The 11398-nt window shown below is 68.1% G+C and carries 14 protein-coding genes and 1 tRNA gene; 11 read left to right on the top strand and 4 right to left on the bottom strand.

What is annotated here, in order from left to right; all coding sequences use genetic code 11:
- From GRF61_RS21365 to GRF61_RS21320, 10 genes are all read left to right on the top strand, one after another.
- Positions 1-1091: D-alanyl-D-alanine carboxypeptidase family protein (locus tag GRF61_RS21365; RefSeq protein ID WP_169152643.1), on the top strand; the 1091-nt coding region annotated here is incomplete at its 5' end.
- Between the two features lie 27 nt (positions 1092-1118).
- Positions 1119-1976 (top strand): D-amino acid aminotransferase, encoded by an 858-nt coding sequence (locus GRF61_RS21360; protein WP_169152642.1) that lies wholly within the window; start codon positions 1119-1121, stop codon positions 1974-1976.
- Positions 1969-2250, top strand: a complete 282-nt coding sequence (locus GRF61_RS21355) for a DUF493 family protein (RefSeq protein WP_169152641.1) — start codon at positions 1969-1971, stop codon at positions 2248-2250. The genes GRF61_RS21360 and GRF61_RS21355 overlap by 8 nt, the downstream gene beginning before the upstream one ends.
- 20 nt (positions 2251-2270) lie before the next feature.
- Entirely contained in the window at positions 2271-2927 is a 657-nt protein-coding gene (gene lipB, locus GRF61_RS21350; RefSeq protein ID WP_169152644.1) for a lipoyl(octanoyl) transferase LipB, read from the top strand.
- Between the two features lie 66 nt (positions 2928-2993).
- On the top strand, positions 2994-3941 hold the full coding sequence (lipA, locus tag GRF61_RS21345) for a lipoyl synthase (protein ID WP_169152640.1): 948 nt from the start codon (positions 2994-2996) through the stop codon (positions 3939-3941).
- 40 nt (positions 3942-3981) lie between these two features.
- A complete protein-coding gene (locus tag GRF61_RS21340) occupies positions 3982-4401 on the top strand; it encodes a hypothetical protein (protein ID WP_169152639.1) in 420 nt (139 codons plus the stop codon).
- A gap of 67 nt (positions 4402-4468) precedes the next feature.
- Positions 4469-4939, top strand: coding sequence for a DUF6152 family protein (locus GRF61_RS21335; protein ID WP_169152638.1), 471 nt, complete (start codon positions 4469-4471; stop codon positions 4937-4939).
- 97 nt (positions 4940-5036) lie between these two features.
- A complete protein-coding gene (locus tag GRF61_RS21330) occupies positions 5037-5765 on the top strand; it encodes an SIMPL domain-containing protein (protein ID WP_169152637.1) in 729 nt (242 codons plus the stop codon).
- A 109-nt stretch (positions 5766-5874) separates the two neighbouring features.
- Positions 5875-6558: a DUF4197 domain-containing protein gene (locus GRF61_RS21325; protein ID WP_169152636.1), complete on the top strand. Its 684-nt coding sequence runs from the start codon at positions 5875-5877 to the stop codon at positions 6556-6558.
- Between the two features lie 143 nt (positions 6559-6701).
- A complete protein-coding gene (locus tag GRF61_RS21320) occupies positions 6702-8702 on the top strand; it encodes a UvrD-helicase domain-containing protein (RefSeq protein ID WP_169152635.1) in 2001 nt (666 codons plus the stop codon).
- Positions 8703-8850: 148 nt separating this feature from the next.
- On the opposite strand, the gene GRF61_RS21315 is transcribed toward GRF61_RS21320, so the two are convergent.
- Positions 8851-9309 (bottom strand): c-type cytochrome, encoded by a 459-nt coding sequence (locus GRF61_RS21315; RefSeq protein WP_169152634.1) that lies wholly within the window; start codon positions 9307-9309, stop codon positions 8851-8853.
- A gap of 146 nt (positions 9310-9455) precedes the next feature.
- Here GRF61_RS21315 and GRF61_RS21310 point away from each other — a divergent pair.
- Positions 9456-9532: transfer RNA gene (locus tag GRF61_RS21310), tRNA-Arg, on the top strand.
- A 280-nt stretch (positions 9533-9812) separates the two neighbouring features.
- Here GRF61_RS21310 and cysC read toward each other — a convergent pair.
- From cysC to GRF61_RS21295, 3 genes are all read right to left on the bottom strand, one after another.
- Entirely contained in the window at positions 9813-10433 is a 621-nt protein-coding gene (gene cysC / locus GRF61_RS21305; RefSeq protein WP_169152633.1) for an adenylyl-sulfate kinase, read from the bottom strand.
- 82 nt (positions 10434-10515) lie between these two features.
- The gene (locus GRF61_RS21300) at positions 10516-10911 is read right to left on the bottom strand and encodes a hypothetical protein (protein ID WP_133594478.1); all 396 of its coding nucleotides are present in this window, start codon (positions 10909-10911) and stop codon (positions 10516-10518) included.
- A gap of 225 nt (positions 10912-11136) precedes the next feature.
- The gene (locus GRF61_RS21295) at positions 11137-11361 is read right to left on the bottom strand and encodes a hypothetical protein (protein ID WP_169152632.1); all 225 of its coding nucleotides are present in this window, start codon (positions 11359-11361) and stop codon (positions 11137-11139) included.
- Between the last annotated feature and the right edge of the window lie 37 nt (positions 11362-11398).

Genomic DNA, 11398 nt, shown 5'->3' with positions numbered 1-11398 from the left:
CCCTTACCGCTTCCGCCCAGGCCATCCCGGCCCCCGCCCTTGCCGCCAAGGCCTGGGTGCTGATGGACCACGCTACCGGCCAGGTGCTCGCGTCCAACACGCCGGATGAGCGTATCGAGCCGGCCTCGCTGACCAAGCTGATGACCGCCTACCTCACTTTCTCGGCGATCAAGGCGGGCACCATCGCCCTCGACCAGCCGGTGCCGGTGTCCGACAGGGCCTGGCGGCAGGAAGGCTCGCGGATGTTCATCGAGCCGCGCAAGCCGGTCACGGTGCAGGAGTTGATCCGCGGCGTGATCGTGCAGTCCGGCAACGACGCCTGCGTGGCCCTGGCCGAGCTCATCGCCGGCAGCGAGGAAGCCTTCGCCGCGCTGATGAACCGCGAAGCCAAGCGCCTCGGCCTCACCGGCACCAACTTCATGAACTCCACCGGCCTGCCGGACCCGCAGCACTACACCACCGCGCGCGACCTCTCCCTGCTGGCCGCGGCCATCATCCGCGACTTCCCGGAGTTCTACAGCCTGTATTCCATGAAGGAGTACAGCTACAACGGCATCACCCAGCCCAACCGCAACCGCCTCTTGTGGCTGGACAGCACGGTTGATGGCATGAAGACCGGCCATACCAGCACCGCCGGCTACTGCCTCATCTCCTCCGCCCAGCGCGGTCCGCGCCGGCTGATCTCGGTGGTGCTGGGCGCCGACTCCGACGCGGTGCGCGCCCAGGAGTCGCTCAAGCTGCTGAACTTCGGCTTCCAGTTCTTCGACACGGTGAAGCTCTATTCCGCCGATCAGGCGCTGTCCCAGTTCCGCGTGTGGAAGGGCAAGGCCAATGAAGTGGCGGTGGGCTTCACCTCCGACTTCGTCATGTCCTTGCCCAAGGGCCAGGCGGAGAAGGTGGTCGCCACCCTGGAAAGCCGCCAACCGGTGCTGGCGCCGCTGCAGAAGGGCCAGGAGGTCGGCACCCTCAAGCTCACGCTGGACGACAAGACCATAGGTGAGTACCCGGTGGTCGCCCTGCAGGACGTGCCGGTGGCCGGTTTCTTCGGCCGCCTGTGGGACGCCCTGGTGCTGTGGATCAAGAACCTGTAACCGCCTGAACCGACCACGGAGGCGCCGATGAGCCTGTGCTACCTGAACGGTCGCTACCTGCCGCTGGAAGATGCCCAGGTGTCGCCGATGGACAGGGGCTTCCTGTTCGGTGACGGCGCCTACGAGGTCATCCCGGTGTATTCCCGCCGGCCTTTCCGGCTGGACGAACACCTCGCCCGGCTGGCCAGCACGCTGGCGGCCATGCGCCTGCCCAACCCGCATGCCGAGCAGGAGTGGGCGGCGATGGTGCGCGAGGTGGTGGACCGGAATCCCTGGGACGACCAGTCGCTGTACCTGCAGGTCACCCGCGGCGCCGACATGCGGCGCAACCACGCCTTCCCGGAAGTGGTCCGACCTTCGGTGTTCCTGATGAGCGAGGCGCTGGTCACCCCATCGCGGGAGCTGCGCCAAAGTGGCGCCAGCGCGGTGAGCGCGGCAGATTTCCGCTGGCTGCGCTGCGATCTCAAGACCACCTCACTGCTCGCCAACTGCCTGCTGCGCCAGCATGCGGTAGACCACGGTTGCCACGAAACCGTATTGTTCCGCGACGGCTTCCTCACCGAGGGCTCCGCCTCCAGCATCTTCATCGTCCGCGACGGTGTGCTGCTGGCGTCGCCCAAGAACCACCTGATGCTGCCCGGCATCACCTACGACGTGGTGCTGGAACTGGCGGCCGCCAACGGCTTGCCGCATCAGCTGCGGGAAATCCTGGAGGACGAGGTGCGCAGTGCGGACGAGGTGTGGATGACGTCTTCCACCCGCGAAGTGCTGGCGATCACCCGCCTGGACGGGCGGCCGGTGGGCGAGGGCAGGCCGGGGCCGGTGAGCGAACAGATGTACGCCTGGTATCAGGCATTCAAGACGACGGTGATGCGCGGTGGCTGACGAAAACAATCCAGAAAGACAGACCCTGATCGAATATCCCTGCGATTTCCCGATCAAGATCATGGGCGCCCGGGTGGAAGGCTTCGCCCAGGCGGTGGTGGAAGTGGTGCTGCGGCATGCGCCCGATTTCGACGCTGCCGCGATCGAGATGCGCCCCTCCAGCAAGGGCAACTACTTGGCGGTGACGTGCACCTTCCGCGCCGTCTCCCAGCTGCAGGTGGACAACCTCTACCGCGAGCTGACCTCCCATCCGATGGTGAAGGTGGTCCTTTGACCGTAGCCATGGCCGGCGATCTGCTGGTCAAGCGGCTCGGCCTGGTCGATTACGAACCGGCGTTGGAGGCGATGCGCGTCTTCACCGCCGAGCGCAGCGACACCACGCCGGACCAGATCTGGCTGCTGGAGCATCCGCCGGTCTACACCCTGGGCCAGGCCGGCCTCGCCGAACACCTGCTGCCTGCCGGCCGCGAAGCCGGCATCCCGCTGGTGCAGATAGACCGCGGCGGCCAGATCACCTACCACGGTCCTGGCCAACTGGTGGCTTACCTGCTGCTGGACCTGCGCCGGCGTGGCCTCAAGGTGCGCGAGCTGGTATTCCTGATGGAGCAGGCGCTGATCGACTGCCTGGCCGATTACGGCCTCCACGCCGAACGCAAGACTGGCGCCCCCGGCGTCTACATCGACGGCGCCAAGATCGCCGCCCTCGGCCTGCGGGTGCGCAATGGCTGCAGCTATCACGGCCTGGCGCTGAACGTGGATGTCGATCTGGCGCCTTTCACCTGGATCAACCCCTGCGGTTACGAAGGCCTGAAGACCATCCGGCTGCGGGATTTCGGCATCGCCGACGACGTTGCCGCGGCGGGCGAACGCCTGCTGGGCCACCTGCTGCGCCTGCTGCCGCGGGTTGCCGTGGCGGGTGACGGTGTCGCCAGCGTAGCGGCAGCCGACTGAAAAGCAGGCGATAATGGCGGCCGGCCGCGCTACCCGCGTGGCTGCGACCTGCAAATGAGAGAGCGTATGGACACCCCAGCCCGCAAGCAGCGCGGCGCGGAAAAAACCGCCCGCATCCCGATCAAGATCGTTCCCGCCGAACGGCTCAAGAAGCCGGAGTGGATCCGCATCAAGCTCGGCGCGGGCCAGGAAGCGGAGCGCTTCAACGAGATCAAGCAGACCCTGCGCGACCACAAGCTGCACACCGTCTGCGAAGAAGCCTCCTGCCCCAACATCCATGAGTGCTTCGGCAAGGGCACGGCCACCTTCATGATCATGGGCGACATCTGTACCCGCCGCTGCCCCTTCTGCGACGTCGGTCACGGCCGCCCGGAGCCGCTCAATCCCAATGAGCCGGCGGACCTGGCCAAGACCATCGCCGCCATGCGGCTGAACTACGTGGTGATCACCTCGGTGGACCGCGACGACCTGCGCGATGGCGGCGCCCGCCACTTCGTCGAGTGCATACAGCACACCCGCCAGGCCTCGCCCAGCACCACCATCGAAGTGTTGGTGCCCGACTTCCGCGGCCGCATGGAAATCGCCCTGCAGATCTTCGCCGAGGCCACGCCGGACGTCATGAACCACAACATGGAAACCGTGCCGCGGCTGTACAAGCAGGCGCGCCCCGGGGCCGACTACGACTACTCGCTGCGCCTGCTCAAGGAGTTCAAGGCCAACCATCCGGAGGTGCTGACCAAGTCCGGCCTGATGGTCGGCCTGGGCGAGACCGACGAGGAAATCCTCGAGGTGATGCGCGACCTGCGCGCCCACGATGTGGACATGCTCACCATCGGCCAGTACCTGCAGCCCTCCGGCGGCCACCTGCCGGTGCTGCGCTACGTGCATCCGGACACCTTCAAGATGTTCGAGGCCGAAGCGCTGAAGATGGGTTTCCGCAACGCCGCCTGCGGCCCGATGGTGCGTTCCTCCTACTGGGCCGACCAGCAGGCCCACGGCGCCGGCGTGGTCTGATGCCGGCGCGCGGCGCGGTCGTCCGCGGCGCCGCCTGACCATGGGCGAGGCGCTGCGCGCATCCCTGTGGGCCTATCCGGCGCTGGAGGTGGTGCACATCATCGGCATCGCCCTGCTGTTCGGCAGCCTGGCGGTGCTGGACCTGCGCCTTGCCGGCCTGGGCCGTGCCCTGCCGCTGGAGGCGCTGGCCCGGCTGGCGCTGCCGGCGAGCCTGGGCGGCTTCCTGCTCGCCGCCGCCAGCGGCCTGGTGATGTTCGCTACCGATGCCGCGGGGCTGCTGACGCATCCCGCCTTCCAGCTGAAGCTCGCCCTCATCTGCGCCGCGGGGCTTAACGCAGCGCTGTTCCATGCCCGAGGCGGGTTGCAGAAGGCGGACGACACCGCCTTCACCCAGGCGGTGCTGTCTCTCGCGCTGTGGATGGGCGTCATCGCCTGCGGTCGCGCCATCGCCTACGTCTGAGAACTCCGGCGGCGCTTGCCACCTCGAACCGGCAGCCGCGATCCGCGGTGCTTCCCCGGAGAGAGAGATGGATAGACGATGCTTCCTGTTCGCCGTCGGCGCGGCAGGCATGAGCCCGCTGCTGGCGCGCGCCCACCACGGCTGGAGCGGTTTCGACACCGCCGCGCCCCTCTACCTCGCCGGCACGCTGGAGTCGGTGCGCTGGCAGAACCCGCACGCCGAGCTGGTGTTGAAGCCTGCCAGCGGCCTGGCGCTGCCGGCGGACCTCGCCCAGCGCAGCCTGCCGGCGCAGACTGCGCCGCCGGAGCTGGCGGATTTCCTCGCCCGCACCCGGCTCGCCACGCCGGTCGATGCGGCCTGGACGCTGGAGCTGGCACCGCTGTCCCGCCTCAACGCCTGGAAGGTGCCGCCGCTGCAGGCGGGTGACACGGTGGAGGCCATCGGCTACCGCTCCAGCCGCAGTGGCGGCCCGCTGATGCGGGTGGAGTACCTGTTCCACCGCGGCCAGGCCTACGGACTGCGTTCCTCGCCGGCCTGAACCCCGCTCGCGGCCGGCGGCTCCTTGCATTCCCTCACAGCCGCTGCGGCGCGGCTTTCCTACCATGCCGGCTTCGCATGCATGAAGGGAGCTCATCGTGGCGGACACCCGCATCGGATTTTTCCCCGCGCTGCTGCTGGGCGGCGGCATCGCCTTGGGCGGCTGGCTGGTCGGGCAGGGCATGGAGCGCTTCCGCCTGGCGGACCGCTCCATCACCGTGAAGGGCCTGGCGGAGCAGGAGGTGAAGAGCGACTTCGCCATCTGGACGCTGGGTTTCCGCCGTGGCGGCAACGAGTTCGGCGCGGTGCAGCAGGCGCTCAATGGCGACCGCGAGCGCGTCATCGCCTTCCTGCGCGGGCAGGGCTTCGAGGATGCGGAGATCGAGGTGCGGCCGCTGCAGGTGCAGGATCTCTACGCCCGCGAATGGGGTTCCTCCAGCGTGCCGCTGCGCTTCAACGGCCTTGGCCAGGTGACGGTGAAGTCCGCCCGGGTGGAGGCGGTGGCGCAGGCCGCCGGCAAGGTGGACCCGCTGATCCAGGCCGGCATCCAGCTCAGCGGCGACAACGAAGGGCCGGGCGGCCCGCGCTTCCAGCTGCGCGGCTTCAACGACATCAAGCCGCGGCTGCTGCAGGAGGCGACGCATAACGCCCGCGAGCAGGCGGCCAGGTTCGCCGCCGACGCCGGCGCCGAGCTGGGCCCGCTGAAGAGCGCCAACCAGGGCGTGATCCGGGTGCTGGACGACGATGGCGGCGACAACGACAGTACCGGCCGCACCATAGGCAAGCGCCTGCGGGTGGTGAGCACCTTCGAGTTCGGGCTGGACTGAGCCTTTCCCCCGGTACCGTCGGCGGCGCCGGCTGGACAAGCCGCGCGCCAGGCAGGAGGATGGTCGCCCCGGATCGCGCCCGCGCTCCGGCCAGAACATGGAGAAGAAGATGCGCACCCTCCTCAAGTTTTTCGCCCTCATGCTGTTCGCCGTGCCCGCCTGGGCGGCGGGGCTGGCGGCCTTGAGCAGCAGTGAAGCCACCGGCGGCCTCAAGGAGGCGCTGACCCAGGGAGCCGCCCAGGCGGTCGCCGCCCTTGGCCGGCAGGACGGCTTCCTCGCCAATCCCAAGGTCAGGATTCCGCTGCCGGAAGGCCTGGCCCAGGCCGAGCCGCTGCTGCGCATGAGCGGCCGGGGCAAGGATCTGGACGAGCTGGTCACCGCCATGAACCGCGCCGCCGAGGCCGCGGTGCCGGAAGCCCGCAGCCTGCTGGTCGACGCGGTGAAGGCGATGAGCGTGGATGACGCCAAGCGCATCCTCGGCGGCGGCGACGATTCCGCCACCCAGTACTTCCGCAGCAAAACCGAAAGCCGCCTGACCCAGCTCTTCCTGCCGGTGGTGAAGAAGAACACCGACAAGCTGGCGTTGTCCGGCCTGTACAACCAGTTCGCCGGCCAGGGCGCCAGCCTGGGCCTGGTGAAGGCGGAGGACGCCAAGGTGGAAGGCTATGTGACGCGCAAGGCGCTGGACGGCCTGTTCCTGATGATCGCCGAGGAAGAGCGCGAGATCCGCCGCGATCCGGTATCCGCCGCCGGCAGCCTGGCGAAGAAGGTGTTCGGCGCGCTGGGCCGCTGAGCGCCCGGCGGCCGGAGCCGTCCGCCCCATCGGTTAGAATTCCGCCCGCGCCGCCCTTCGGGGTGGCGCCTTCGTTTCAGCGTCGGGCCGCCACCGGTTCCGGCGCAACCCCCTCCCGTCCTGCTCAGCGTTTCCCCTGCCCGATGTCCGCCCTTCTCAATGCCCCCCAGCGCGAAGCGATCTATTACCTGGACGGCCCCTGCCTGGTGCTGGCCGGCGCCGGCAGCGGCAAGACGCGCGTCATCACCCACAAGATCGCCCACCTCATCAACGGCTGCGGCATCAGCGCCAACAACATCGGCGCCATCACCTTCACCAACAAGGCGGCGAAGGAGATGCAGGAGCGGGTCGCCCACCTGATGGGCGGCCGCGCGCCGGGCGGCCTCACCGTGTGCACCTTCCACGCCCTGGGCGTGCGCATCATCCGCCAGGAAGCGCTGCACTGCGGGCTGAAGAAGCAGTTCTCCATCCTGGACGCCTCCGACACGGTGCAGATCGTGTCCGACGTCGCCAGCGAGGGCGACAAGGGCATCGCCAAGCAGATGCAGTGGCAGATCTCGTCGTGGAAGAACGCGATGATTCCGCCGGAAGAGGCGGTGAAACTGGCCGACAACGAACTTTCCTTCGCCGCCGCCAAGGTCTTCGGCGAGTACGAGCGCACCCTGCGCGCCTACCAGGCGGTGGATTTCGACGATCTCATCTCGCTGCCGGTGCATCTCTTCGAAACCAACGAGGAGGTGCGCGAGCGTTGGCAGAACCGCCTGCGCTACCTGCTGGTGGACGAGTACCAGGACACCAACCGCGCCCAGTACCGCCTGCTGCGCCAGCTCTGCGGCGTGCGCGGCGCCTTCACCGCGGTGGGCGACGACGACCAGGCCATCTATGCCTGGCGCGGTGCCGACGTGGAAAACCTGCGCCTGCTGCAGAAGGACTACCCCAAGCTGCGGGTCATCAAGCTGGAGCAGAACTACCGCTCCTCGCGCCGCATCCTGGAGGCGGCCAATACCGTCATCTCCCACAACGAGAAGCTGTTCGAGAAGACGCTGTGGTCCGAGCACGGCCCCGGCGAGCAGATCGCGGTGACCAACTGCCGCGATGCCGAGCACGAGGCCGAGTGGGTGGCGATGAAGATCACCGCCCACAAGTTCGAGGCCCGCACCCGCTTCAAGGATTACGCCATCCTCTATCGCGGCAACCACCAGGCGCGCGTCATCGAGCAGCAGCTGCGCAACCAGCGCATTCCTTACGTGATGTCCGGCGGCCAGAGCTTCTTCGACCGCGCCGAGATCCGCGACCTGCTCTCCTACCTGCGCCTGCTGCTGAACCCGGACGACGACCTCGCCTTCATCCGCTCGCTGACCACGCCGCGCCGCGGCATCGGCCCCAGCACCATAGAGGCGCTGGGTCGCTACTCGGCCTCCCGCCACGTCGGCCTGTTCGCCGCGATGTTCGAGGAAGGCGCCAGCGTGCATCTCACGCCCAAGCAGCTGGAAGGGCTGCGCGAGTTCGGCGACTTCATCAACCGCATCCAGTACCGCGCCCAGCGCGAACCCGCCGGCCAGGTGCTGGAAGACCTGCTGCTGGCGATACGCTACGAGGCTTGGCTGTTCGAGCACTGCGGCACTCGCGAGGCCGAATCCAAGTGGAGCAACGTGCGCGACTTCGTCAATTGGCTGACGCGCAAGGGCGAGGAAGACGGCAAGAACCTGCTCGAGCTGACCCAGACCATCGCCCTGATCTCCATGCTGGACAAGGAAGACCCGGACTTCGACGGTGTCCAGCTCGCCACCCTGCATGCCTCCAAGGGGCTGGAGTTTCCCCATGTGTTCCTGGTCGGCGTCGAGGAAGGCATGCTGCCGCACCAGAGCAGCATCGACGAGGACAAGGTGGATGAGGAGCGCCGGCTGATGTACGTCGGCATCACCCGCGCCCAGCGTAGCCTCAACATCACCTATTGCGAGCGGCGCAAGATGGGCAAGGAGTCCCGTGTTTGCGAACCGAGCCGCTTCATTGCCGAGATGGGCGGCGACATCAAGATGAACGACCGCAAGGCCGCCGCGCCGGTGACCAAGGAAGAAGGCAAGGCGCGCCTCGCCAACCTGATGGCGATGCTGGAGAGCAAGGACAAGAGCGGTCCGGCTTGAGCCGCAGTAGCGCTTCTGTCGCATATGAAAAAGAAGGGCGACCCTGCAAAGGTCGCCCTTCTTGTTGCACCCGGTGCCGCGCCTCCGCGAAAGCGCCGCATCGGGCCAGAAGCGGGATCGTCGACCGCCGCTTCGCTGCCGTCCCGGTTTATTCCACCGCCGGCTCGGCGAAGCCGGCACCCGCCTTGTTGGCGAGGAAGGCCACCGCGCGCTTCACTTCGGTGTCGGTCAGGTCGCTGCCGCCGCCGCGCGGGGGCATGGCGTTCTTGCCGTGGATGGCGGAGTTGGTCAGGCCGTCGAAGCCCTGGGCCAGACGCGGCTTCCAGGCGGTGGCGTCGCCGGACTTGGGCGCGCCCAGCACGCCGGCTTCGTGACAGCTGCCACAGATGCTCTTGTAGATCTGCTCGCCGGTGCGGCTGCCCGGCGCCACCGTTTCCACCTTCAGCTCCACCCGGGCAACCGGCTGGATCAGGGTGGCGGTGAGTTCGGGGTCGACCGATTCCTTCTTGCCACAGCCAGCCAGCAGCACGGCTGCGAGCACGGCGACGGCAGGCAAGGCGAGGCGTTGGGGCCGCAGGGCGGCGCTCAGGGCGCTGTGTTCCGACATGCTAGGGTCCTTTGACTGGCGCAAGACAAAGCGCGAATTATAGCCAGGTAAAAACCATAATGGCAGCGCGGATGGACATTCCTTATCAAGCGGTATATGCTTGCGCGCCTTGCTCGGGGTGCCTTCCGCCCCGCCGCATTGCCTCCGCGCCCGTAGCTCAGCTGGATAGAGTACTGCCCTCCGAAGGCAGGGGTCGTGCGTTCGAATCGCGCCGGGCGCGCCAAACATGGAACGGCCTGTCAGCTTGCTGGCAGGCCGTTTGTCTTTCCTGGCGGCGAAGAAGTGGATCGCTGGCAACGGTTTGACCCGCGCATCAAGCTCGTCCGCATTGCTCTACCCCGCAGGACGCCTGCCCCGCGCTGGGGCAGCTGCCCCAGCTGCCGCAGGGAGTCCTCTCCCCGGCGCGTTACTGCGCAGGCGGATGCTGGCGTATCGAGCATGGGGGGCACCAGAGACACCATGCACGCCGACGCCGCCTGATGCGGCGCCGCGCCTGAGGAGCCTCAGCCAGCGCCGTCCAGCGGGCGGCCCGACAGCCAATCCAGCACCTGCTGCGCCGCGCGGGCGGGGTCCAGCGCGGCGGTGTCCAGCCGCAGTTCCGGCGCCACGGGGGCTTCGTAGGGCGAGTCTATGCCGGTGAAGTCGCGCAGCTCGCCACGGCGGGCGCGCCGGTACAGGCCTTTGGGGTCGCGCGCTTCGGCTACGGCCAGCGGGGCATCGACATGGATCTCGATGAACTGGCCCGCCGCGAACAGCGCGCGCACCTTGTCGCGCTCGGCGCGGAAGGGAGAAATCAGCGCTACCAGCACGATCAGGCCGGCATCCACCATCAGGCGGGCGACTTCCCCCACGCGGCGGATGTTCTCGCTGCGGGCTGCTGCGCTGAAGCCGAGGTCGCGGTTGAGGCCGGTGCGCAGCTTGTCGCCATCCAGCAGATAGGTGTGCCGGCCAGCGCGGTGCAGACCCTGTTCGACCAGATCGGCAATGGTGGATTTGCCTGCCGCGGAGAGGCCGGTGAACCAGAGCACGCAGGGCTGCTGCGCCTTGGCGGCGGCGCGCTGCGCCGGCAGGACGGAATGGTGGTGGGGAAAGAGGGCCTCGTTCACGAAAAATCCCGCGGACATGCTGTGACGTCCGCGGGATTCTAGTGCATGGGCCCGGCCGGCGGCTGGGCCGGCGCCGCCGGAAGCGCGTGCCTTGCCGGTCTTACTGGTGGTACTTCACCTTGGCCTCGGCCACGCACTGGTCCTTGGCACTGCCGGAGAGGGCGTCGCAGCGGGCCTTCGCGATCTTGTACTCCGCCTCTGCACGGTCCTCGACCGTCTTGGCGCGGGCCTTGTCGCCCTTGTAGGTGGCCTTGGCGTCACCCTTGGCGGTGGTGTAGTCGGCTTCCGCCTTCTTCATGCACACGTCGCGGGCGTTGCCTTCCATGCCGCGGCACTGCTCCTTGGCCATTTTGTAGTCGGCCTCCGCCTTTTCCATGGCGGCGTCGTGGTGGGCTTCGGCCCGCTTTTCCGCCGCGTCCTGGAGGTCGGCCGCGTGGGATACGAAGGGAAGGGCGAACAGGCTGGCGCCCAGCAAGGTGGCTTGGATGAGTTTCATCGTCTTCTCCTTCTTGATTGGGATGGCTGGTCATCCGGCCGGCGCTTGCGAGGCGGCGGGTCCGGCTGATAGCGCATGGCCATTGTTGCCCGTGGCCCGGCCCGGGGCTGTCGGGCAGCGCCGATGCTGCTGTCGGCGGTGTCCGACTCCGGTTTCGCCTGGCGGTGAACGCAAAACGGCCCGGGTCGCCGGGCCGTTCGCATCATGGAGTCGCGGGCGCAGCGTTCAGCCGCTGCGGGCCATCGCGGCCTCCGGCGTCACCCGGCTCATCTGCCGGCGGGCGCCGGCGACCTTGGCCAGGGCGTCGCCGTAGAGGGCAATGCCGTCTCCATAGACCGCCAGGATGGCGCCGCGCCGTTCCAGGGCGGCGATGCGGGTGAGGCGTCCGAGGATGGCGAGCAGGCGCCCGCCTACGCTGTACAGCCGGCCTGCGAACTGGGTGCGATGCATTGCTCTCTCCTTGCTGCTGCGGGGCGTTGGAAGGGGG

The sequence above is a fragment of the Azoarcus sp. TTM-91 genome, from assembly GCF_012911025.1.
Lineage (GTDB): Bacteria > Pseudomonadota > Gammaproteobacteria > Burkholderiales > Rhodocyclaceae > Azoarcus.
The sequence above is the reverse complement of the archived record's forward strand: the minus strand, read 5'-3'. Positions and strand labels throughout refer to the sequence as shown.